This window comes from Amycolatopsis sp. NPDC089917 (assembly GCF_040684635.1).
Taxonomy (GTDB): domain Bacteria; phylum Actinomycetota; class Actinomycetes; order Mycobacteriales; family Pseudonocardiaceae; genus Amycolatopsis.
Genome location: NZ_JBFBGL010000014.1, coordinates 100,404 through 122,620, shown reverse-complemented (window position 1 = coordinate 122,620; position 22,217 = coordinate 100,404). Strand labels below are relative to the sequence as shown.

The 22,217-nt window shown below is 69.4% G+C and carries 21 protein-coding genes and 1 pseudogene; 6 read left to right on the top strand and 16 right to left on the bottom strand.

The window, feature by feature from the left end; translation table 11 throughout:
• Positions 1-114: 114 nt before the first annotated feature.
• Both AB0N89_RS13320 and AB0N89_RS13315 read right to left on the bottom strand, forming a co-directional pair.
• On the bottom strand, positions 115-939 hold the full coding sequence (locus tag AB0N89_RS13320; RefSeq protein ID WP_364204100.1) for an NAD(P)H-binding protein: 825 nt from the start codon (positions 937-939) through the stop codon (positions 115-117).
• Positions 936-1,559, bottom strand: coding sequence for a hypothetical protein (locus AB0N89_RS13315; protein WP_364204098.1), 624 nt, complete (start codon positions 1,557-1,559; stop codon positions 936-938). Before AB0N89_RS13315 ends, AB0N89_RS13320 begins: the two co-directional genes overlap by 4 nt.
• Positions 1,560-1,611: 52 nt before the next feature.
• On the opposite strand from AB0N89_RS13315, the gene soxR reads away from it, so the two are divergent.
• On the top strand, positions 1,612-2,058 hold the full coding sequence (gene soxR, locus AB0N89_RS13310; RefSeq protein WP_364204096.1) for a redox-sensitive transcriptional activator SoxR: 447 nt from the start codon (positions 1,612-1,614) through the stop codon (positions 2,056-2,058).
• Here the strand turns inward: soxR and AB0N89_RS13305 are convergent.
• The 4 genes from AB0N89_RS13305 to AB0N89_RS13290 all read right to left on the bottom strand — a co-directional run bounded on the left by AB0N89_RS13305 (position 2,048) and on the right by AB0N89_RS13290 (position 5,256).
• Positions 2,048-3,265 (bottom strand): RNA polymerase sigma factor, encoded by a 1,218-nt coding sequence (locus tag AB0N89_RS13305; protein ID WP_364204094.1) that lies wholly within the window; start codon positions 3,263-3,265, stop codon positions 2,048-2,050. The two genes, soxR and AB0N89_RS13305, sit on opposite strands and share 11 nt — an antisense overlap.
• Entirely contained in the window at positions 3,256-3,621 is a 366-nt protein-coding gene (locus tag AB0N89_RS13300) for a YciI family protein (RefSeq protein WP_364204092.1), read from the bottom strand. The genes AB0N89_RS13305 and AB0N89_RS13300 overlap by 10 nt, the downstream gene beginning before the upstream one ends.
• Before the next feature lie 91 nt (positions 3,622-3,712).
• A complete protein-coding gene (locus tag AB0N89_RS13295; protein WP_364204090.1) occupies positions 3,713-4,525 on the bottom strand; it encodes a trypsin-like peptidase domain-containing protein in 813 nt (270 codons plus the stop codon).
• Entirely contained in the window at positions 4,477-5,256 is a 780-nt protein-coding gene (locus AB0N89_RS13290) for a trypsin-like serine protease (RefSeq protein WP_364204088.1), read from the bottom strand. Before AB0N89_RS13290 ends, AB0N89_RS13295 begins: the two co-directional genes overlap by 49 nt.
• 174 nt (positions 5,257-5,430) lie before the next feature.
• Between AB0N89_RS13290 and AB0N89_RS13285 the strand changes: the two genes are divergently transcribed.
• A complete protein-coding gene (locus tag AB0N89_RS13285) occupies positions 5,431-6,198 on the top strand; it encodes an SDR family oxidoreductase (protein WP_364204086.1) in 768 nt (255 codons plus the stop codon).
• Here AB0N89_RS13285 and AB0N89_RS13280 read toward each other — a convergent pair whose 3' ends face one another.
• Positions 6,199-6,744, bottom strand: a complete 546-nt coding sequence (locus AB0N89_RS13280; protein ID WP_364204084.1) for a WHG domain-containing protein — start codon at positions 6,742-6,744, stop codon at positions 6,199-6,201.
• A gap of 82 nt (positions 6,745-6,826) precedes the next feature.
• Between AB0N89_RS13280 and AB0N89_RS13275 the strand changes: the two genes are divergently transcribed.
• The gene (locus tag AB0N89_RS13275) at positions 6,827-7,315 is read left to right on the top strand and encodes a hypothetical protein (RefSeq protein WP_364204082.1); all 489 of its coding nucleotides are present in this window, start codon (positions 6,827-6,829) and stop codon (positions 7,313-7,315) included.
• Between the two features lie 51 nt (positions 7,316-7,366).
• Positions 7,367-7,528: a hypothetical protein gene (locus AB0N89_RS13270; RefSeq protein ID WP_364204080.1), complete on the top strand. Its 162-nt coding sequence runs from the start codon at positions 7,367-7,369 to the stop codon at positions 7,526-7,528.
• An 8-nt stretch (positions 7,529-7,536) separates the two neighbouring features.
• Here the strand turns inward: AB0N89_RS13270 and AB0N89_RS13265 are convergent, their stop codons facing one another.
• The 6 genes from AB0N89_RS13265 to AB0N89_RS13240 form a co-directional block, all read right to left on the bottom strand.
• The gene (locus AB0N89_RS13265; RefSeq protein WP_364204078.1) at positions 7,537-8,244 is read right to left on the bottom strand and encodes a hypothetical protein; all 708 of its coding nucleotides are present in this window, start codon (positions 8,242-8,244) and stop codon (positions 7,537-7,539) included.
• Positions 8,193-8,423, bottom strand: coding sequence for a BTAD domain-containing putative transcriptional regulator (locus AB0N89_RS13260; RefSeq protein WP_364204141.1), 231 nt, complete (start codon positions 8,421-8,423; stop codon positions 8,193-8,195). The genes AB0N89_RS13265 and AB0N89_RS13260 overlap by 52 nt, the downstream gene beginning before the upstream one ends.
• A 353-nt stretch (positions 8,424-8,776) precedes the next feature.
• Positions 8,777-12,763, bottom strand: coding sequence for a TIGR02680 family protein (locus AB0N89_RS13255; protein WP_364204077.1), 3,987 nt, complete (start codon positions 12,761-12,763; stop codon positions 8,777-8,779).
• The gene (locus AB0N89_RS13250) at positions 12,760-13,980 is read right to left on the bottom strand and encodes a TIGR02678 family protein (protein WP_364204075.1); all 1,221 of its coding nucleotides are present in this window, start codon (positions 13,978-13,980) and stop codon (positions 12,760-12,762) included. The genes AB0N89_RS13255 and AB0N89_RS13250 overlap by 4 nt, the downstream gene beginning before the upstream one ends.
• Positions 13,977-15,470 carry a TIGR02677 family protein gene (locus AB0N89_RS13245; RefSeq protein WP_364204073.1) on the bottom strand — a complete coding sequence of 498 codons (1,494 nt, stop codon included), beginning with the start codon at positions 15,468-15,470 and terminating at the stop codon, positions 13,977-13,979. Before AB0N89_RS13245 ends, AB0N89_RS13250 begins: the two co-directional genes overlap by 4 nt.
• Positions 15,471-15,556: 86 nt before the next feature.
• Positions 15,557-15,862, bottom strand: a complete 306-nt coding sequence (locus tag AB0N89_RS13240) for a hypothetical protein (RefSeq protein WP_364204071.1) — start codon at positions 15,860-15,862, stop codon at positions 15,557-15,559.
• A 129-nt stretch (positions 15,863-15,991) separates the two neighbouring features.
• Between AB0N89_RS13240 and msrA the strand changes: the two genes are divergently transcribed.
• The gene (msrA, locus tag AB0N89_RS13235; protein ID WP_364204069.1) at positions 15,992-16,486 is read left to right on the top strand and encodes a peptide-methionine (S)-S-oxide reductase MsrA; all 495 of its coding nucleotides are present in this window, start codon (positions 15,992-15,994) and stop codon (positions 16,484-16,486) included.
• Positions 16,487-16,751: 265 nt separating this feature from the next.
• On the opposite strand, the gene AB0N89_RS13230 is transcribed toward msrA, so the two are convergent.
• From AB0N89_RS13230 to AB0N89_RS13220, 3 genes and pseudogenes are all read right to left on the bottom strand, one after another.
• Positions 16,752-17,975, bottom strand: coding sequence for a TIGR02678 family protein (locus AB0N89_RS13230; protein WP_364204067.1), 1,224 nt, complete (start codon positions 17,973-17,975; stop codon positions 16,752-16,754).
• Positions 17,972-19,431, bottom strand: a pseudogene (locus AB0N89_RS13225) (TIGR02677 family protein); the annotation flags it as partial. The gene AB0N89_RS13230 and the pseudogene AB0N89_RS13225, both read right to left, overlap by 4 nt.
• A gap of 594 nt (positions 19,432-20,025) precedes the next feature.
• A complete protein-coding gene (locus tag AB0N89_RS13220; RefSeq protein ID WP_364204065.1) occupies positions 20,026-20,181 on the bottom strand; it encodes a hypothetical protein in 156 nt (51 codons plus the stop codon).
• Between the two features lie 237 nt (positions 20,182-20,418).
• Between AB0N89_RS13220 and AB0N89_RS13215 the strand changes: the two genes are divergently transcribed.
• The gene (locus tag AB0N89_RS13215; RefSeq protein ID WP_364204063.1) at positions 20,419-22,200 is read left to right on the top strand and encodes an N-6 DNA methylase; all 1,782 of its coding nucleotides are present in this window, start codon (positions 20,419-20,421) and stop codon (positions 22,198-22,200) included.
• Positions 22,201-22,217: the final 17 nt, after the last annotated feature.

Below are 22,217 nucleotides of genomic sequence, written 5' to 3'. Positions count from 1 at the left end.
CTGGATCCGCCCGCGGCGAAGAGACCCCGCGGGCGATGCTCGTCGGGGGACAAGGTCAGGAACGGCGGCTAGTGGACCGCCGCGGCATGAACCGGTGTCGACACGAACCCGAGTTTAGCGGAACGCGGCGGCGTGCTCGGCCGCCCAGACCTCGAAATCCGTCCCCGGCCCGCCGGTGACGTCCTGGACGGTCGACGTGACCGGGCCGGGGTTCCCGACCAGGCCCCGGAGCCCGCCCAGCATGGTGTCGACGACGAAGTCCGGCATCTTCGCGAGCATCGCCGTCCGCGCTTCCTCGAGCGGGATCTCTTCCCAGCGCGCCGGACGTCCGGCCGCCTCGCCGATGATCCGGACCTGCTCGATCTGCGTCATCGGCCGTGTGCCGGTGAGCGCGTACTTCGCCCCCGCGTGCCCGTCACCGGTCAGCGCCTCGACGGCCACCGCGGCCATGTCCTTCTCATGGATCAGCGGCATCGACGCCTCGCCGTACGCGCCGCGGACGACACCGTCCGCGCGGATCGACGGCGCCCAGCCGAGGGTGTTGGTCGCGAATCCGTGCGGCCGCAGGAAAGTCCATTCCACGCCCGCGGCTTCGATCGCTTCTTCGACGACGCGATGCCAGGCGCCGATGGGGTTCGCCTGCTCCTGCAGGGAGTCGTCGACGGCGCCCGAAGACAGGAACACCACGCGCTTCACCCGCTCGCCGAGCAGCGAAACGGTGGGCACCAGTGCCTCGGCGGAGCCGGAGAGCATGAGGAACACCGTGTCGACGCCGTCGAGCGCCGGCGCGATCGTGTCCGGTTTCCCCAGATCACCGCGGACGCCGCCCGGTGGCGGGTTCCGGCTCAGCGGCCGGACCGGGACGTCCCGCGTCCGCAGCTGGGCGACCACCTGTGATCCGACGTTGCCCGTCGCACCGGCGACCAGGATCGGCTTCATGCCGCCACCTCCGCGTTGGTCGTCGAAGAAAGGACCGGGCGGTAGCGCTTGACCGACCCGCCCGACATCCCCGGGTGGTTCTGCACCTTCTTCCACACGTCCGTGGTGCCGACGCCGTCGGCGCCGGGGGCCGCCAGCGCGGCGAGATGGGCCTCGACGCTGGTCCACTCGGCGTAGTTCAGCACCCGGGTCCCGTCGGTGCTCACGTGGAAGTAGCCCGAGATCCCGCCTTCCGGTCGCGCGGGTTCCGAAGCCATCGCTTCGAAGACGAGGTCGATCCAGTCTCGTTGCCGTTGTTCGTCGGGCCCGTCGAACTCGACCGAAACGACCACTAGGCAGCCGGGCTCCCCTTCGCCGCGTTGCCCGCGGTAGAGCCGGAACACGGGCGCGCCGTCCAAGCCCTGGATGGCGTCTTCGCTGGTCCACTGCTCGTAGGTGAAGGCGCCGCCGTGGTCGATGCCTTCGTACGCGGTGAAGGAGACGAGTCCTTCATGGCTCTTGAGCGCCGCCCGCGCCGCGTCGGCGTCCGGCCATTCCCGCGCCACCGCGACCGTCTCCTCGTTCGGTGTCGGCCAGCGTCCCTTGTGGATGGTCGGTTCGGAGATCCCCTGTGTCGTCATGCCCCCAGCATGAAACTTGAACAAGGGTTTAAGTCAAGGGAGAATCACGGGCATGACCGGACCGGCTGCCGAACTCACCATCGGAGAGCTGTCGCGCCGCAGCGGCGTCGCCACCTCCGCCCTGCGGTTCTACGAGCGCCAGGGACTCATCAGCAGCAGGCGGACCAGCGGAAACCAGCGCCGCTACCCCCGCGCCACCCTTCGCTTGGTCGCGTTCATCCGCGCGTCGCACCACCTCGGCATCCCGCTGGAGGTGATCGGCGGCGTGCTCGACCTCCTGCCGGAGGGCGCCGCGCCGGACCATGAGTTCTGGCAGCGCGCCTCGGCCTGCTGGAGCGCGGAACTCAACAAACGCATCGCGCAGCTGGAGTGCATGCGCGACCGGTTCACCGAATGCATCGGCTGCGGCTGCCTGTCCTTCGAGCAGTGCGTGCTGGTCAATCCCGGTGACGTCCTCGCGGCGAAGGGACCTGGCGCGGCACGGCTGATCACGGACTGACGGCCGCCAGTTTCCGCTCCAGCAGACGGCGTTCGGCGTCGTTCTCCGCCAGCCGGATCGCTCGCTCGTACGCTCGCGCCGAGTCCGCCGGACGGCCGAGCCGGTGCAGCAGATCGGCCCGGATGGCTTGGTACAGGTGGTATTCCGCCAGGTCCAGGCCGTCGATCACGTCGAGTGCCGCCTGCGGGCCGTCGACCTCGGCCACCGCCACCGCGCGGTTGAGCGCGACGATCGGCGTCGGGTTCGCCGCCAGCAGCAGGTCGTACAACTGGACGATCTGCGGCCAGTCCGTGGTCTCCGCGTCGGCGGCGTCGCCGTGGACGGCGTTGATCGCCGCCTGGATCTGGTACGGCCCCGGCTGGTTCCGGCGCAGGCAGGCGCGGACCAGCGCTTGCCCTTCGGTGATCAGCTCCCGGTCCCACCGCGACCGGTCCTGGTCCGCCAGCAGCACGACGTCGCCGTCCGCGCCGGTGCGGGCGGTCCGGCGCGACTCGGTGAGCAGCATCAGCGCCAGCAGACCGGTGGCCTCCGGTTCGTCGGGCATGAGGCCGGTGAGCAGCCTGCCGAGCCGGATCGCCTCGGCGCACAGGTCCTCCCTCGTCAGCCGTTCGCCCGAACTGGCCGTGTATCCCTCGTTGAACACGAGGTAGATCACGGCGAGCACCGAACGCAGCCGGTCCGGCAGATCGGCGTCCTCCGGGACGCGGTACGGGATCTTCGCGTCGCGGATCTTGCCCTTCGCCCGGACGAGCCGTTGCGCCATCGTCGTCTCGGGGACGAAGAACGCGTGCGCGATCTCGCCGGTGGTCAGCCCGCCCAGCAGCTTCAGCGTCAGCGCGACCTGCGCGGTGACGGCCAGCGCGGGGTGGCAGCAGGTGAAGATCAGGCGCAGGCGATCGTCGCGCACGGGTCCCTCCTCGGCCGGTTCGTCGCCGGTGCCGAGCAGTGCGGCTTGGGCGTGTTTGCCGTCGCGCGCGGCTTCCCGGCGCAGCTTGTCGATGCCCTTGTTGCGGGCGGTCGTGATGATCCAGCCCGCCGGGCTCGGCGGCAGACCGGTGGACGGCCACCGGTCCACCGCCGCGGCGAAAGCGTCCTGGACCGCGTCTTCGGCGACGTCGATGCTGCCGAAGACGCGGACCAGGACAGCCACCGCTCGGCCGTATTCCTCGGTGAAGACCCGGCCGATCTCTTCGGTGGTCAGACGCACGAAGGGCCTTCTTCGCCCTGGAACGGCCGGACCTCGACGGGCAGGTACGTGATCTCGGTGACCCGGCGGCCCCATTCGAGCGCCGCGTCCAGATCCGGCGCCTCGACGACGGTGAACCCGCCGAGGTGCTCCTTGCCCTCGACGTACGGGCCGTCCGTCATCGCGATCGCGCCGTTCTCCTTGGCCTGCAGCACGGTCGCCGTGGTCGGCGGGTGCAGCCCGCCCGCGAACACCCAGGCGCCCGCGGCCTTCATCTCCTCGTTGAGCGCCTGGATCTTGCGCGCGATCGGTTCGAGGAACTCCGGCGGCGGGGTGGGGCCGTCGGGCTGGTAGAGGCTGATCAGGTACTGGGTCATGGCGTCCTCCTTGGTGTCACTGCCTAGACGAAGGGCGTCCCTCCGATTCGACAGCGGCGGCGAACTTTTTTCGCGGGCCCATCGTCGCAGGTCAGGCGGAGGTGAGCCGGCAACCTGGGCGGGACAGGTCGATCCGGGACCCCTTGGTCAGGCAGGCGGAGACCCGAAAGACCTGCTGGCCGTAGCTGCGGCCCTTCAGCGCCTTCACGGCTCCGTCCCGGTCGACCTCGCACGGATTGCCCTCGGTGCAGCGCTCGCCGTCACGGTTGTGGGTGTTGTTGATGCCCGTGACCGTGTTCGCGTCCGGCGTGAGCAGCGCCGAGCCGGAGTAGCCGGGGCCGCTCACGCAGGTGTCGCTCGCGGCGTAGCGAACCGAGTCGTCCTGCTGGTACCCGGCCTCCCGCAGGTGCGGCACCACGGCCTCCACCGTGCAGCGCGGGCGGCCGCTGGAGTAGGCCATGAGGAGCCGGTCGCCGGCGCGCATCGGAGTCGTGGCCAGCCCGAAGACCTTCGCGCCCTCCTTGGCGAGCTGCGCGTAGGTCTTGTCCAGCCGGTACAGCGCGATGTCGGTGCCGGTCGTCGTCGCGTAGACCAGCCGGGTGGCGCGGGCGCTGGTCTTCGGATAGCCCTCCCGGTCGGCGATGGTGACGGGCCGGGCCAGGTCGGCGGGCCGGTCGACCAAGGCCGATCCCGGTGCGGGCCGTCCGCTGGGCACGCAGTGGCCGTTCGTCAGCGCCAGCGCCGGGTCTTCGGGACGCGCGGTGGCGGCGCGCACGATCGCGCCCTTGCAGTTGCCCACCTCGGCCGTGCCCTCGACGTCCGGGATCGGGGAGTCCGGCGGCACGGCGGCGCCGGTCACGATGCCGTTGATCCAGGCGGAGTTCTTCGAGACGTCGGTGTACATGTCGGGGAAGTCGGCGCCCCGGTCACCGGGCCGACGACCGTTCCCGCCAGTGCCCAGCCGTCGCCCGAACGGATCAGGGCGGGCCCACCGGAATCCGTCGTGCCCGGCCCGACAGGTGGCTCGGAGCGGCCGACGCACAACGGCAGGACGCGCCCGTCGTCGTCCCAGCACCGGTCGAGCGGCACGATTTCGGTTTCCGCTTCGCGCAGTTTGCGCGGGAAGCACTTCGGATCCGCGAAGTCGTCGCAGCCGGTCGAAGCCGCGCCCCAGCCGAGGATGCGGACAGGAGTGCCGACGGCGGGAGTGGCCCCGGCGAGCCGGACTGGCTTGGCGCGCACGGGGTTGCGCAGATGCAGGAGCGCGATGTCCTCGCCCGGCGGGTTGTAGGTGACGATGCGCCGGTAGAACTTGTCGACGTCGGTCACCTCGCCGCCGGTCATGGTGTCCAGGGAACCGACGCGGACCTTCCAGCCGCGGGGGACGCCGACGGCCGAACCGGTCGGGGTGTTGGCGCAATGGCCCGCGGTGACCGCCCACTGGGGCGCGATGAGCACCGCCCCGCACCGGTGTCCGTCCGGCCGGGGTGAGTCGTACTGGAGCGAGACCATGAAGTCGTAGGGCGTGGTGGACTCGGTGCCGCCGATGACGGCCGACGCGGGGACCGCGCCCGCCGTCGTCGCGGCCAGCGCGAGCCCGGTCAGCAGCGCGAGGGATCGGAATCGGATACGCATGGGCATCACGGTGGCCGGTCCGTGTCCGCGGAACGCGATCAACGGGTAACGGTTCCGTGCGCGGCTCGCCCCTGACTGGTACTGCCGGACCCAGGTTGAGCAGGCCGTGCCATCTCTCCGCGCGAGGCGGTTGTCTGGACCGCAGAACGAGAGTCCACGACAGGAGAGACGAACATGACGAACACTTCGGCGCCGCACCAGGGCAGGGTCGCCGTCATCACCGGCGCGTCCAGCGGGATCGGCGAAGCGGCCGCGCGGCGGCTCGCGCGCTCCGGTGCGGCGGTCGTGCTCATCGCCCGCCGCGCGGACCGGCTGGAGACGCTCGCCAAGGAGATCGACCAGGACGGCGGAACCGCGCTCGTGATCGCGGCCGACGTCGCCGACGCCGGGGCGATGCGCGCCGCGGCGGCCGAGGTCGAGGCGAAACTGGGCCGGGCGGACCTGCTGTTCAACAACGCCGGCGTGATGCTGGCCGCGCCGATCGACGAACTCGCGACCGGCGACTGGCAGCGCATGATCGACGTCAACATGACCGGCCTGATGAACGCGATCGGCGCTTTTGTCCCGCATCTGGTCGCTTCGGCGAAGGAGAAGGGCGTCGCGGACCTGGTGAACACGTCGTCCATCGGCGCTCAGGCGATCTTCCCGTCCTTCGCCGTATACGTCGCTTCGAAGGCGTACGTGACGCATCTGTCGAAGAACCTTCGCGCCGACCTCGGCCCGAAGAACGTGCGGGTCGCGGCGATCGAGCCCGGTCTGGTCGAGACCGAGCTGCAGGGCCACGTCACCGACGCGGGCGCGCTGGAATGGCTGGACGGCGTGCGCGAATCGCTGACCTGGCTGAAGCCGGAGGACATCGCCGAGACCGTGGCGTTCCTGACCTCGCTCCCGGCCCGGGTGAACCTCCAGCAGGTCACCGTCATGCCCACCGCGCAGGTCTGATCAGGGGACGGCGGGGAACAGGATCCGGGCGATCGCCCTGGCGGCGGTGTCCGGATCCTCCAGGTGCTCGGTGCGCAGCGCGCCGGTGAGCCACAGGTTCGCGAACCCGTGCATCAGCGACCACGCGGCGACGCCCGCCATCCCGTCGTCGCTGACCGACGACGCGCCGCTGGTCAGCAGCAGTCCCGCGCGGTCACGGGCGGCGGCCAGCGCGGGGTCGTCCCGACGGTGGAGTTCGGGGCGGAACATCACCTCGAAATGCGCGCGATGCTCGATCGCGAACCGCACGTAGGCCACCCCGACCTCGACGAAGTCCCGGTCGCCCTCGGCGGAGAGCGCGTCGGCGAGCAGGTCGAACCCCTCGGCGGCCAGCGCGGTGAGCACCCCGGCCTTGTCGCCGAAATGGTGCACCGGCCCGGCGTGCGAGACGCCCGCGCGCCGGGCGAGATCACGGAGGCTGATCCCGGCCGGACCCTGTTCGGCGACGGCCGCGACGGCGGCGTCGAGCACGGCCCGGCGGAGATCGCCGTGGTGGTACGGACTCATGACGTCGAATCTAGTCATTGACAAGATGGCCTGCAAGGGCGCATCTTGTCAGTGGAAAGTTTCGCTGCTCGGAGGGCAAGTCATGGATCCCGGTCTCGTACCCGTACTGATGCTGGTCGCCGTCACGGCGACGTTGTTCCTGCTGGGAGCCGCCGGTGTCCGGCGGCTGAAGCCTTGGCCCGTGGCCGTGCGCGGCGGCGTCGCGGCGCTGTTCGTCACGACCGGGCTCGCGCACTTCGTCGGCATGCGCGAAGAGCTCGTCGCGATGGTGCCGCCCGCGTTGCCCACGCCCGGGCTGCTGGTCACGATCACCGGCGTCCTCGAACTGGCGGGCGCCGCGGGGGTGCTGTGGTCGCGCACGGCGCCGTGGGCGGCCGGTGGCCTGACGCTCTTGCTGCTGGGGATGTTCCCGGCGAACGTGTACAAGGCGCTGCACGGTCCGGTGTCGTCGGTGATGGACGAACTGGTGCCGCGGAGCCTGATGCAGGTGGTCTTCCTGGCCGCGACGGGGTCGCTTGTGGTGTTTTACGCTCGGGCGTCGAACAGACCCTTTGCCCAAAGGAGACCTTAAGTCTTTCCCAAGTTCGGGCCCCGCTCCCGATAATGGCCCTACTCTCTGAGAATGAAGATCTCATTGTGGATCGGATTCTGTGGGCTGTGCATCCTCGCCGGGCACATGCTTCTCGGTGCTGTCGGTGTCGTACTGCTGATGAGCTGCCTCCCGGCGGGACGCGATCACGAATCCGGTGACAGAAAAGGGAAAGTGCCCGCCCGGCTGGCCTGAGGAATTCGTCAGCCCAGAGTGCTCGCGAAAGCGAGCGCGCCCAGAACCGGAACCGCGACGGCCGTGAGCAGTACCGATCGGCGGCTCGGTTTGGGACTTTCCAGTAATGCGCGAATACCGGCCGGGAGCAACGCGACACAAAGCCCGGCGGTACCGATGATCGACACGATTTCGGTACCCTTCAGCACACCGAGCGGCAGAAGCCCCATCGTCGCCATCCCGATCGCTTGGACGACGCCGAGCGCCTTCGCGCGATAAGCGGCGAAGGCGAGGATGAACCAGCCGAACATGATGGTGAACGACAGGAAGCTGAACAGGTGCAGGTCCTGGTACGACTCACTGACGACGCTCTCGGCGAACCCGGCACCGCGTCGTCCGGCGAGTCCCATCGCCGCCTGGTCGATCCCGGCGTGGAAGGTCCGCTCGAAGAGTCCGAAGAGGACGAACAAGCCACCCCAGGCCGCCAGTGCCGGCCTGGTACGGCCGATCTTCGCGGCGAGCGCGACGATCGCCGGCCACAGCACGACGTTGCCCGCCAGGAAACACGTGTACGCGGCGGTGATCAGCGCCGGATGCTCGCTCATCGCCCTCAGCTGGTCCGGGAAGAAGAAATTGAACTGTGAACGCAGCAGCGTTCCGGTGAGCAGCAGGACCGGGCCCAGGATCATCGAGACCGCGGCGACGCGGCGGCCGGGGAAGACGTAGTCGGTTTCCATGCCGCTGAGCCTGCCGATCGCGGTGGCCGCAGGGATCGGCTCACGGTCTGTTCTCCCGGCTCAGTCCGTGGGCGGACCTCGGCCGGTTCGACTCCCAATTCCTCGACGAGCCGTCCGCGGACCTCCCGATACAGCCGGAAAGCCGTCGCCCGCTGGCCCGCGCCGTGGTACGCGCGGATCAGCCGCGCCTGCGCGGACCGTCCAGCGGCTGGTCCGCGGCGCGGGCTGTCTTGCCGTCGCGCTGGGCGTCGTTCGCCTCGGCGGCGAGCCCGCGGACGTGCGGCAGGTCTCGCTCCCGGACCGGGACGGGCGCCCGGGTTCCATCAGCCGGCGCAGGTGTTTGACGTAGGTCTGGAGGATGTCAACCGCACTGCGCGGCGGCCCGGTGGGCCGAGGCCGAGTTCCGCCCGGTCGAGCCACACGCGCAGCGAACCCAGCACTTGGATCCGCACAGCCGTCGGCGCCACCGGCAGGAACGTAGCGAGCCGTTCCGCGCCGCACAAGGAAGGGCCCGGCTTTTGGGCCGCTCAGGCTAACGCGGTTCGGCGGGCAGGAGGTCGTGGCCGTTCCAGGTGAACCGGGCCGTGGTGACCGCGTCGTCGCCGTCGCCGCCGGTGATGAGCTGATGGATCCCGACCCCGCCGAGTTCGGCGTAGGTGCACCACTCGTGGTCCGACGTCAGCATCAGGTCGAGGTCGAGCGCGGACAGCAGGCCGAACACCTGCCCCCGGTTGGTGGTGTCGACACCGACGAACACCTCGTCGAGCAGGATCACCCTCGGTGCCTCGGGCGCGGCCTGGTAGTGCGCGGCGACGGCGGCGAACAGCGGCAGATGCAGCGCGATCGCCTTCTCCCCACCGGAAAGCGCGCCGTGCAGCTTCTTCGTCAGCAGCTGCCAGCCCGCCCCGTTCGCGCGGTCCACCTTGACCACGAACCGGTGCCAGGACGTGTAGTCGAAGACCTGCGCGAGCTGCTGCTCCCAGCTGGTCGCGGTGTCGTCCGCCTTCGCCTGCTCGACGCGTTCGCGGAAGAACTTGTGCAGCGAAGCGCGATCCTCGGTGGTGAGCTGGTCCGGATCCTTCAGCAGCAGGTCCCGCGCGGTCTTGGTGCCCGGCGGCAGATCGGGGGAGACCTGCCAGACCAGCCGGACGGCGACCCTGGACGCGGTCCGCACCCGCTCCAGCCGCGCGTTCATCCCGTCCACCAGGTCGTTGGCCTGCCGGATGCGGGCCGCGAGGTGACGGCGGGTCTCGCCGGTCAGCGTCTTGTCGAACAGGTCGCTCTCGCGGCCGGTGATCTCGTGCCTGCTCTGTTCCGCTTCCGCGTAAAGGATCTTCAGCAGTTCGGCCGCGCCGACCCGCAGCCCGTCGACGACGGCGGTGAAGATCTGGACGTCCTCGTCGGTCTCCAGATCGAGTTCCGCGCGCGAGCTGAGCGTGTTCCGGCAGGTGTGCACCGCCTCGGAAAGCCGGTGCAGCGCCTCGCCGAGGTTGCCCGTCGCGTGTGGCACGGACGGCCACGCCGCGGCCACCAGGCGGGCCGTGTCGAGGGCCGACCGCACCCCCTCGGAGGCGGACAGGGTGGCCTGGAACTTCGGCAGGTCCTCGATCCCGCCGTCCGCCGGGAAGACACCGGTGGCGAGCTTCCAGAACCGGAGCGCGGCGGCGTCCTGCTTCTTGGCCGCCTCCTCGCGGGCCCGCGCGTCGGTCGTGCGGCGGACGCCGAGCGCGCCCAGCGAAACGGCCAGCTCCTTGGCGTCGGCGTTCGCGGCGCGGAGTTCGTCGAAGAGCTCACGCAGTTTCGTGCGCAGGCCGTCGATTTCGGCGAGCACCTCGCGCTGGCCGGTGCCGACGGATCCCTCGATCGCGTCGAGCATCGCGGTGAGCTTGGTGCGTTCGACCTCCGTGTCGGAAGCCTCGTCCTCGCGCCTGGCCGCGTTCCCCTCGGACCGGTCCGCCTGATCGGCGAACGTCTCGGCCCGCTGGGTCGCCGTGCGCAGGTTCCCGTTCTCGTACAGCCAGTTCTCGCCCTGGTCGGAGTAGGTGCGCAGGGCCGTGGCGAGCGCGGCCAGCGGCGCGCGTTCGGTCGGCAGCCCGCTCTCCGACGCCTGGCCGGTCAGCTCGTGCAGGGCGGTCTTGGCCTCGGACTCCAGCGCGGAGACGGTCGTCTCCAGATGCCGGACGGCGGCGTCGGCGGCGGTCAGATCGGCCTCGGCCGTGGTCATTTCCCCGGTCGCCGCGAGGAGATCCTCGTGGCCGGGGCGGGCGGCGCGTTCGATCTTGATCAGCTCGCGCCTGCCGCGCAGCGCGGCCAGCTCGCCTTCCAGCTCGGCGATGGTCTTCTCGCGGCCGGCGATCTCGTCCCGCAGTTCGGCGATCCGGCGTTCCCGGGCACCCGAGCGAGCGGAGGCGCCGATGTACGCGGGGGCGTCCTTCGTCCAGCTGCCCGACAGGCTGCCCATCCGCCAGCCGCCGTCCGCGCCGATCGCGGCGGGACCGGTGGGGAGGACGTCGTCGTACGCGATCACTTCCAGGACCCGCCGGATCTTCGCGGGCGAAAGTTCCGCGTCGGCTTCGGGCACCAGGACGTCGGCGAGCGAACGGGGAGAGGCGATCGGCAGCGACCCGGTCTCCAAGAGCACGTCGTGCCCTTCGACGACCCCGTGGGAGTTCACCCACGCGTCGAGCAGACCGGCGCCTTCGAGGGCGGCCTCGATCCCCGCCCGGGCGCTGTCCGGGACCGAGCCGGCGAAGTCGACCAGCCGCCACAAGGGCGCGCCGCTCATCTCGGCCCGGTCCGCCGTGCGGGTGCGCGGCGATTCGGGCTTGAGGACGTCCTCCGTCTCGAGCACGCCGGCCTCGACGAGGAGTTCGTCGTGCTCGGTGCGAGCAGTGGCCAGCGCGGCGCTGGTCGCCGACTCCCGCCGGATGATGTCTTCGAGCACGGTCTCGGCGACCGCGCTGAGCTTGCCCAGCAGCGAGACTTCCGCCTCGGCGTCGCGCACGAGCGCTTCCACGTCGGGGAACCGCAGCTCGCGGCAGCCGATCGCCCATTCGGCGAGCCGGGTGCGCAGATCGCTCAGCGCGAGGTCGCGCGTCGCCGTCGTCAGGTCCAGCTTCTCTTGCGCGGCCGCGAAATCCGACCTCACCCGGTCCAGATCCGTCTCGGCCTGGTGACGGCGGCCGACGGCGCGTTCGTGCTTGTCCAGCGCCCGGCCGATGGTCTCGACCTGGTCGCGCTTGCCGCGGACGGCGGCCTGCAGCAACGGGCGGAGCCGCACCGGTTCGTCCAGCCCGGCGACGAGCTCGTCGTGCACTCCGGCCAGGTTCGCGCGGGTCGCGGCGGATCGGACCTCGGTCTCCTGGGCGCGGACGAGATCGGCCTGCCGTTTCGCGACCTGCTTCGCCGCTCGCGATCGCTCTTCGTCGGCGTCCGCCTCGGCTCGGAGACGGTCGGCGTCGGAGCGAAGCGTTTCGGCCTTCTCCTTCACGGCCAGGGTCCGCTGCCGCAGCTTGTCGAGCTCCTGGCCCTTTTGATACGACTCGGATTCGGTCAGCCCGGAGAGGCGCGCCTCGGTCTTTTCGACGTCCTTTTCGAGCTTCGCCGCCAGCTTCTCGGCGGCTTCCTTCTTCGCCGCGACCTCGTCGTGCTCCTCGGCCGACCGGCGGGCGGCAGCGGCGAGGTCGTCGAGTTCGGTGGTCGCGTTGATGAGGTTCGCGGCACCCGCGCGCAGGACGCGCTGGGCGTAGGTCTTCTGCCGCGCGGCGAGCGCGCGGGTCGCGTCGACCTCGGTCTCCAGCGAACCCAGCCGTTCGCGCTGCGCGTCGAGCCGTTCGAAACCCTCGGCGAGATCCGCGATCTCCTGCTGCCCCAGCGGCGGGAGCGCGCGCGAGAGCAGGTTGGACAGCAGGCTCGGGTCGAGCCGTTGCGAGAGTTTGGGCATCCGCAGCTGGAGCAGCGCGGTGATCAGCGCGTCGTACCGCTGCTCGCTCAAGGTGGGGAACAGCTTCGCGCGGATCTCCGCGCGGTACTCGGCCGCGCCGGCGTGCACGGTCCCGTGGTCGCCGAGGGCCTCCTCCAGCGCGTTCTTGCCCAACGGCTGGCCCGCCTCGTTGACCAGCGGAAGGCCGTCGCCGACCCGGAGATCGGTCGTGAAGAAGTCGGCGTGCACCGTGCTGGTGTGCGTGCTGGCCTGAAGCCGCGCGCCGCAGGTGAACCACTTGTCCCCGGCCATGCCGAATTCGAGCCAGACGAACCCGACACGAGTGGCGCCGGAAGCGCCTTCGCCCATCAGGTTCCAGTGCATACTGCGTTCGCTGGTGCCGAAGGTCGACAGCCGGTTCGCGCGCAGGCTCGCGTCGAACAGGAACGGCAGCAGCAGTTCCAGCGCCTTGGACTTCCCGCTCCCGTTGGGGCCGCGCAGCAGCAGGCGCCCGTCGTGGAACTCGAAGATCTCGTCGTAGTAGCGCCAGATGTTGAGGATGCCCGCGCGGGACGGGACCCACCTCGTCACGGTCACGGCGCCTCCTCGTTTCGGTCGGTGTACCTCGCGGCGGCCGGGAGTGGCCGGACGAGTTCGGCTTCGGCGCGGACCAGCCCGAAACCGGTCAGCACGGCGAGCGCGTCGACGGTCAGCCGCCGCACGCCGTCCTTGCCCCGGTAGGTCTTGGCCCAGCGCGGGAACCGTTTCAGCAGTTTGGCGGTGGCGTTGCGCAGGTAGTCGGTCGTGCGCGGTTCGTCCAGCGCGTCGAGCAGCAGGAGCGCGGCGACCTTGGCGTTGCTGCCGTCATCCGGGAAGCGTTCGTCGGTGGCCAGCCCGTCGACGTCGACGAGCAGCACGCCCTCCGCGCGTTCTTCGAGGACGAAACCGCCCTGTTCCGCGGCGCGCCGCAGCAACTGGCGTCCGGTCGGCGAGCCGAGGTACGCGCGTTCCTCCGCGGTCAGTTCGGCGAAGTACAGCACCGGGTCGTCCACGAGACGGCGGAAGACGGTGTGCCGGAGCCACAGGTTCCGCTGGACGTCGGACGCGCTCGGCGTGTCCTCGTGGCGGCCCGACGAGAGGCCGTAGCGCTGCTCGTGCGACACCGCCTCCAGCAGTTCCTCGAACCGCAGCGCGACGTCGTCGGCGGGCACGGCCAGCTGCGACGGCCCGACCGGCGCGGCGAGCATCCGCAGCAACAGGGTCGCGTCGACGCGGAACAGCACCTTCGCCGTCATATTGTCCACAAAGGACTCCGCGTCGCCGTCGGCGGTCTCGAGGACGCCGTAGGACTCCAGCAGTCCGAGGACGTCCACGAACGCGAGACGCTCGGCCCGGGAAGCGACGTCGAACGCCGTCACCAGGTCGTCTGCGGCGCTCGCCCTGGCGACACGGTCGGCGAGCAGGCCGATGGTGGTCACCGGCACTGTGAGGAGTTCGGCCGCCGCCACGCACAGGAGCACGTAGCGGCGGCGGTCGAACGCCGCGCGTCCGGGCCGCAGCCGCCGGGCGGGACGGCTGGGATCGGCGGCGGCACGGACCTTGACCAGCCGGGCGTAGCCGAGCCGGGGTTCGACGGTGAGCGTCCAGCCGCAGTAGTAGTCGAACCACTGCCGGATGGGCTCGCGGCGGCGCCGGATGAGGTCGAAGGTCTCGGGGGAGCCGCGTTCGCCGATGAGCGGGGTGGCCAGCAGGGCCCGGATCCCGCGCGCGACCTCTTCACGCTCCGCGATGACCAGTTGGTTCGTAAGACTCACGCACCGCCTCCGGCCGTGCTGATCTCGATCTCGTAGTCGGGGCCGCGGAAGACGCCGCTCGTGGTGGTCAGGCGCGCGACCGCGCCCTGGTGCGGCGGCCTCAGGACGATCTCGATCTGGCCGTCGGACGTCGTGCTCCGCCGGGTGCCGTCCGAGCCGACGGGGCTGCCCAGCGCCTGCCCCAGCAGGTCCAGCAGCCGCTCGAAAACGGTGTGGTCCAGCTTCTCGAACGCCGAAAGCCGCACGACCCCGCCGGTGTCGAGCATGTTCCAGGCGGCTTCGAGTTCGGCGCGCTCCTCCTGGGCTCGTACCGCTCTCGCCGCCCGGAGCGCGGTGACGTCGCGGACGCGCCCGGTCTTGGTGAACCGCTCGGTCCGGCCGGCCGACCGGAGCAGTTCCGAGACTTCGACGGGCGGCGCGTCGAGCCACGACGCCGTCGTGCTGACCACTTCCGGGTCCGCGTGGGCGAGATGCGCGTGCCGCGCGGAGCTCAGCCCGAACATCGTGGACCACAGGCGATGCAGGTCCTCTTGCGCGGGGACGACGGTGAACCACCGCGCCAGCTCGCGGAAGTCCGCGACCGCGCTGCTCGCGCGCCGCCGCGACTCGGTGATCCGGTCCAGCACCTGGAGGAGCGTGATGATCGCCCGTCGCGAGACCTGGTGAAGGTCCTCCACACGCGGCGTCGCCCCGTCCTCGGGCAGGAACCACGCGCGAAGCCCGACCCAACGCGCCTTGCGGACGTCGAGCCAGCGCTGATCCGGAGCCGGAAGGGCCGCGCCGTTGAGCGCCCGGCGGTGCACGCGGTCGATGCCGTGGTCGTCGATCTCCTTGATCCGGGTGGCGATCGTGTGGGTGTGGTGCTCCAGGTCGTTCAGGAACTCCTGGAGATACGCGACCGTCGATGCCTTGACCTCGTGAAAAGTCGCGAGATCGGCCTCGGCGTGCAGCAGGCGCTGGAGGTCGCCGTTGAAACGCTTCGTGTTGTCGCGGAACGCCTCAAGATGGCTTTCGACCTCGGTGAGCGTGCTGAACACGCGCCGGTCGGTGCCGTCTTCGAGCTGTTTGGCGAGTTCTCCGAGCCGCTCACCCAGGGCCTCGAGTGTCGCGGTCTGGAGCGCTCCGGTGGCGTTGAGCACCTCGCTCGCGCGGACCACGCCCGCGTACGCCGCTTCGCCCAGCCTGGTCAGCGAATACTGGAGGTTGCGGCGCTCGTACTCGGACGCCGTCCGGTAATCGCCCGCGTGGTTCTGGACGACGTCGAGGAGCTTGTCGTTCCGCAGCTGGTCCAGCGCGCTGACCAGCTCTTCGTCGGCCAGCGTCTCCAGCCAGCCGACCGCCCGCAGCTCCGTGCGGACATCGTCGATCCCGAGCGCCGTCTCCAGCCGCTCGTTCGCCTCGCCGAAGGCGTGCAGGATCGCCAGGGGGAGCCCGGACCTGCTGCCGTCGGTGAAACGGAACAGCTCGGGCGGTACACGGAACGGATCCATGCGTCCTCCGGCGGATGTGCGTGGGGTAACACGTTAGGGGGTCACCCAGGCGAGTCTGAACGGCCCATACTTTTCACGCTGAGTGCTCACGTGGTGAACAGTTCGAGGCGCACCGTGGTCCCCTCCACCGTGACCTCGCGGTACACATGACGGCCTTCGACGAGCTGGTCGTCCTTCATGGCCCCAGGCGCGAAGTGCGACGCTTCGAGCAGCTTGGGCAGGTCCTCCGCCGGAAGGGTCAAGACGACCACGTAGCGCGCGTCGATGCCCCGGTCGTACCGCGTCTCCAGCACCTTGCCGCTGGCGGGCATCGAGATCCCGCCGAACTTGAAGGCGTCTTCGGGCTTCGGGGCCTCTTGTGTCGTTGCGCAGCCGGTCAGCAGCAGAGCCAAGGCCGCGAGCAGAAGCTTCGCCCAGTGTGAGACGCACGGGGGACGTAAGCGTTCCGTCACACTTGGACGGGGATGACAGGGAGGGTTCGACACGTTGTACTGGGTGTCAACGACCAGAGGAGATCAACAGTGACGGAAAAGGCTGTTCTCGCGGGCGGCTGCTTCTGGGGCATGCAGGACCTGTTCCGCCGGCACCCCGGAGTCGTCTCCACCAGGGTCGGCTACACCGGCGGCGACGTGCCGAACGCGACCTACCGCAACCACGGCTCGCACGCCGAAGGCATCGAGATCGTCTTCGACCCGGCCCAGCTGTCGTACCGGCAGATCCTGGAGTTCTTCTTCCAGATCCACGACCCGACGACCCGCGACCGCCAGGGCAACGACATCGGCACCAGCTACCGGTCGGCGATCTACTACACCGACGACACGCAGAAGCAGGTCGCCGAACAGACGATCGCCGCCGTCGACGCCTCCGGCAAGTGGCCGGGCAAGGTCGTCACCGAGGTGACCCAGGCCGGCGACTTCTGGGAAGCCGAGCCCGAGCACCAGGACTACCTGGAGCGCATCCCGAACGGCTACACCTGCCACTACGTGCGGCCGGAATGGCAGCTCGGCGAGCGCTGATCGTCGCGCTGCACGTCTCGCCCGTGCACGCTTACGAGGGCCGTCCCTCTTCGGGGCCGCGCCCTGATCCGGTGCCGGTCTCGCGCGACCTCGTCGAGGTGCGCGCGGGACTGGGGCTGGTGGGACCAGTACTTCAACCATCCTGCGCACCGTTCCGCCGCGGTGACGCTGTTCTCTTCGGTTGTCCCCGGTGACCCACTGCTGGCCCGTCGCAACATCGTGCTGTCGGGCTTCGATGTGGACGCTGTGCCTCGGGGCTCTGTTGTCACGTTGGACTCGGGCGATGGGCCGGTGCGCTTCGAGGTGCACCGGCCCGCGAATCCCTGCGCGTGTCGAGCCGGTAGCGGCCGATCGCGGGCAGCGCACGCACCATCGGCGGATCCCCCACGGAATCCTCGACGAGCCGCAGCGCGCGCAACTTGTGCAACGCTATGGCGAGGAGCTCCTCGTCAGCGCCTTCTTCGGTGACTCCGCGACGCCAATAGGAGGCGTGCTCACTGGCGATCTTCCTGACGTACGCCAGCAGCCGTTCGATCGGCACCGGCCCGTTCCGTGCCGCGAGGTACTCGGCGACGAGCAAGGTGGCGTGGCCATCGGTGCGCTGCTCCGGCATGCGCACATCGGTCAGTTCGTCGTCGGGATCGACCATCGCGATGCCCTCCGCGCGGACTTCGGCGACCAGCCCGGTGGCGGCCTCGATCCGGTGCGTTATCGCATGTCGCTGGCCGGTCAGGTACGCCCGCTCGTCGTCGGCCAGCTCGTCGTAGTAGACCACCGGATCGTCGAGCAGGCGGCGGGTCAACCGGTGACGCAGGGCCCGATTGCGCAGGTCATCAGTGTCGGCGACAGGCTCGTGGGCAAGTTCTTCGAGCCTGGTTTCGAAATCCGCGGCGTCGATCGTCGAAGGGCCCCGGCCACTGGTCAACAACGTGGCCAGCACCCGGCGCTGTACGTCGTACAGGACGTCTCCGTTGTCGCTCAGGTACGCTTCTTCCTCGCCGGCGACACGCTCGAGGACACCCCAGCCGAGCAGCAACCTGACCGCGGCGACGAGATCCGAACACTCGTCTCGCTTGCTCATCGTGAACGACACGCCCGCGTCGACGAGTTCGGGTTCGCTCGCGGCGGCGAGTACGGCCTCGGCGAGGCGGCCGAGGGTGATCTGCGCGTCGGCTCGCTCCAAGACGGCCAGCGACAAGCAAAGCAGGACGTACCTGCGACGGCCGAACGGTGGTTTGCCTTTACCGTCCCGCGCCGGATGGGTCGAGTTGGTCAACGTCGGCGCGGTTTTGAACAAGCGCGCGGATTCCGCGCTGACCAGCAGCCGCCATCCCGTTTCCGTGGCCAGCCAATCACGGAGGTCCGTCGCATGGCGTCGGACGAGCCGCAGCACTTCGTCGTCCGTTCCCGCCGTCAACAACGGCTTGGCGAGCAGCGCGCGCAGGGCTTTCCGCTTCTGGGCAAAGGTTTCCTCGCCGAGTACGGTCACGCGATCGCCTCGACCCTGCCGTTTCCGATCAGGTCGATGATCTCAATCAGGTGTTCCGGCCCGCGGAGGATCCCGTCCGCGGTGTCGATGCTCACCGTTCCGCCGCCGCGCACGAGAGTCAGGCGGACCTCCATCGTGCCGTCGCTCGTGGTGGTACGGATTTCGTGATCGCCAGGGGCACGTGCCGAGAGCGCGTCGCCGAGAAGCCCGAGGAAAAGCCGGAACGCCCGCGTGTCGAGCTCACCCAGCGCCGACAGCCGCGTCGGCCCCGGTGTCGCCAGCCGCTCACGTGCCGCGGCGACCTGCTCGGCTTCGCGCGCCGCCTGCTCGGCCAGGATCCGTCGCTGTTCCGCGCGGTCCGCGACCCGGTTGGGCTGGCCGCGCCGCTCGTAGGATCCCGTCCTGCGCAGCTGCGGGCTGATGTGCACCCCGGCCGCTTCTCGCCACGGGGTGCTCGGCGCGGGTTGCTCTTCCTCCCACGCGGCAGCGGTTTCGTTGTCGACCGTGAGGTGCCTAGTGGAACCGAGCCCGAACGCCGTCCGCCACAGGCGATGTGCCGCGTTGTCGTCCGGAACCTCCGCGAACCAGCGAGCCAAGGTGCGGAAATCCGCCGAGCGATCGGAGCGTCCGGAACGGCGTTCGTTGAGCGCGGCCACCGTGTCGATGAGCTGCGTGATCGCCGTGACCGCGGCTCCACGCAGCAGGCGCGCCTATGACTGATGCCGGGAGTCGGCCGAGACGAACCAGTCGTGCAGCCCACGCCACCGATTTCGCCAACTGTCGTAACAAGCTTCGATCGCAGCGGCGTTCTCACGGTCGTCAGGTGCGACATCGGCGGCTTCACGTTTCGCGGCCACCATGAGGATGTCACTGACGCCGACTTCCTCGATCCTGCCCAGCAGGGTGGCGATCTCCGCGCCCCGGTGGCGAGGTCGGCGATGAATCGGTTGACGTAGTCGATCAGCCGCTGCTTATAGGCGATGAACGCCTCCACGTCCCCGTCGGCGAAGTCGATGACACGGCGTAGCGACGCCATGAACGCTTGCGCGTTGTCTGCCAAACCGGTGAACCGCTCGGCGAGCGCAAGCAACAGCAGATGCACCTTCGCCGGATCGAACTCCCGTTCTCTCGCCAGCTCCACGAGCGCCCGCAACTGCGCGGCGATGTCCTCCAACGCCACCGACTGAAGTGAGCCTCGGCGGCCCAGGGCCTGGTCGTAAACCGCGAGCGCTTCCTCGGCGGCCTGGCCGGCGGCCGTAAGCTGGTACAGGTACCGGGCACGATGGAAGTCGGCGACACTGGTCACCCGGCTCGTATCCGGATCCGCCCGCAAGTTGCCCCAGTCGACGAGCTTGTCCAGCGCGTCCGCCACCTGCTCGACGTCACCCGGCCGGCCCAGGTCCGCCGCGACGTCCTCCGGCCGCATGTGAACGATGAATCGATCCCTCGCCCGTGCGAACGTCAACAGGACGTCGCGATAGAGCGCCGCGTTCGGCGCACTGAGGTGTGCGAACGGCTGAGGCTCCTGGTCGACGGTTACGATCCCATTATGGGGAGGGCACCGACAGTTTCGGATGTGGCCCCTCCGGACGCAGGACGCGACTTCTCGACAGGTGTGCTCAGGTCGCGACGAGCAAAAGAGGCACCACTGAAGTGCCGGGCGCTCGCGACGGCCACCGGCCGGAAATTGTGCGGCGGCTCGTCCGCATACTACTTGTGAGCGGGTCTCGGGCCCTTATCAAGGCGGGCCGGCGGCGCTTTGCGCAAGCGACAAGTTGTCGACTACAACCCGGTTTCCGCGTAGAACATGCCAAGCTTGTCACCGACATCGGCGACCGTGTCGATGACCGCGACTAGGCCGCGGCCGTGAAACCTGTTAACCGTGTCCACCATGCAGTATCGGGTGCTGCTCTACCAGTGCACTTAACTTGTGGGATAGGAAGCAGCTGCCCGCCATACGTGTGAGTCCGTAGAGGGCGTTCTCGGTGCGCAGCGGGAGAAGGCCGGGAGAGATCCTATTCTCCTCCGTCAACCCACCCAGCGAGCGGCGCTAGCCGGAAGGTCCTGGGGCGGTCGTGCCGGAGACGACTAGGCCCTCGAAGCCGTCATGCTCGACGAGGAAGCTCGCGAAGCCGTCGCGATCCAGGTAGCGCGGCAGCACGAAGGGGCGCAGGTCCTCGTCTGCGGTCGGGTCGTGGGGGTGCATCCGGTAGAGCGGAGTCTCGCGCGTGGCCAGCGCGCCCGCTCGCTCGCTGCCTGGCGGCGGTCTTGATGGTCACTTCGAACCTCTTTCGGGAGTTGGCGGCGGGCGAAGCACTCTGGCGACCAGGGCGATCGGCGCAGAACTGTGAACGTGAGCCACTCGGTACACAGTTTGTGAACGCAGGCGTCAGTGTCCACAGCGGCCTTGTTTCGTGAGGAGCGACTCTGTAGCGTTACCGAAGTGAGCCCAGATGAACCCAGCGTGATGACGGCCGCAGCGATCGCGCGGTTGGCAGGTGTTGGGCGTGCCGCTGTGTCGAACTGGCGTCGCCGTTATCCGGAGTTCCCCAAGCCGATCGGGGAAAGCGGAGCCAGCCCGACATTCTCTCAGGCCGACGTCATGGCTTGGCTGGTGGCGACCGGCAAGGCCGACCAGTTGGCGACGGCTGGGCGGACGAGGACTGGTACGCAGGCTCTCGGTGACTCTTCGACGCCGTGGACCGGTGCGAAGAACGCGCTGGCTCGCCGCGGCTGGGGAGACGCGCCGGAACGTGCGCTCACCGATCTCACCTCGGGGCAGCTGCTGGCCAAAGTGATGGTGTCGCTGCTGCCGCGTTCGATCACGGACGTGTGGCGGGTAGACGCCGACGATGTCGAAGAAGCCGAGGTGCCTGCCGTGCTCGACCCGGCGTGCTTCGACGCAACCCTGCTGGCTGCTGTCGCTGACCGTTTCGGTGACCAGGTCCGGCTGGTAGGCCAGGAGATCGACGAGGCGGCCGCCTCGCTCGCGGGATGGAACCTGCGCGGAAGCCCGCACGACGTGCCGTATGAGATCTACGTCGGTGACTCCTTGCTGGACAACCGGCTTAGCGGGTATCTCGGTGCGGCGGCAGCGGTCGTGTGCGAACCCCCGCTCGATCAACCCCAGTGGCCTTCGGTCGAACTGGCTGCCGATCCGCGCTGGAAGTTCGGTGTTCCGGAGCCCCGCGACAGTGAGCTGGCTTGGGTCCAGCATTGTTACGCGCACCTGCGTCCGCGCGGTGTCGCTGTGGTAGCTGTGTCGCCGCGCACCTGCGTTCAGCCATCCGGGCGGAGAATCCGAGCGGAGCTGGTGCGCTCCGGGGTACTCCGGGACGTGATCGCGTTGCCGAAGGGAATGGGGTCAGTACCGGGCACCGATGTCTATCTCTGGGTTCTGCAGCGCTCCTCCGATGCAGCCGAACAGGCGTCAGTGCACGTTGCCGATCTATCGAGGTTGGCGGATCCGGCCGCCGTCCCGCACGACTACGCCGCCTGGCAGCAGTTGTTCGCCAATGCCAACCCGGCCGTCTGCCGCGTTGTTCCGCGAGTCGAGTTGCTCGAGGGAGACACCAGTCTGCTTCCCTCCCGCCATGTCCTACCACGGGTCGATGTGAGTGCCGACGGCCTCGCCCGCGTCACCGAACGCTTGCAGGCTCTCTACGCCCAGGTCGGCCGCGGGCTGCCTCGGTTCGACGCCTCTCGGTCGTCGACCCACCTCGCTCTTGTGGCGCTCGGCGAGCTAGAACGAGGTGGCGCTTTGACGATCTGCTCCCGCGACACGACACCGCGTAAGGGTGATCTGCTGCTGCGGACGCTCGGACGGCCGCCGGCCGTCGCAACCGGCACGTCCTCCGACGACGACGGGATCGCACAGGTTGTTGAACTGGATGAGACTCGCCTGGACGCGCATTTCGTTGCGACTTTCCTGCGCGCCGACGCTGCAGCGCTGCCGCTCGCCAACACGCTCGGTGCACTCAGCCGCGATGACTTGCGCCGCTGCCGCGTCCCCAGCATGTCCCTTGCCGAGCAACGTCGATACGGTGATGCCTTTAGGCACCTGCAAGAGCTGGAAGGCGTGCTGGCCGCGATGGCGAAGGTAAGCGCGAACGTGATCGACCAGACCATCCACGGACTGACGACCGGCGTGTTAGCCCCCGATCTGCCCTCGTTGAAGAACATTGATGGCTCCAACGTAACCGAAGGTGAGACGAGAAAACTGTGACCTCAGGACCTACGCAT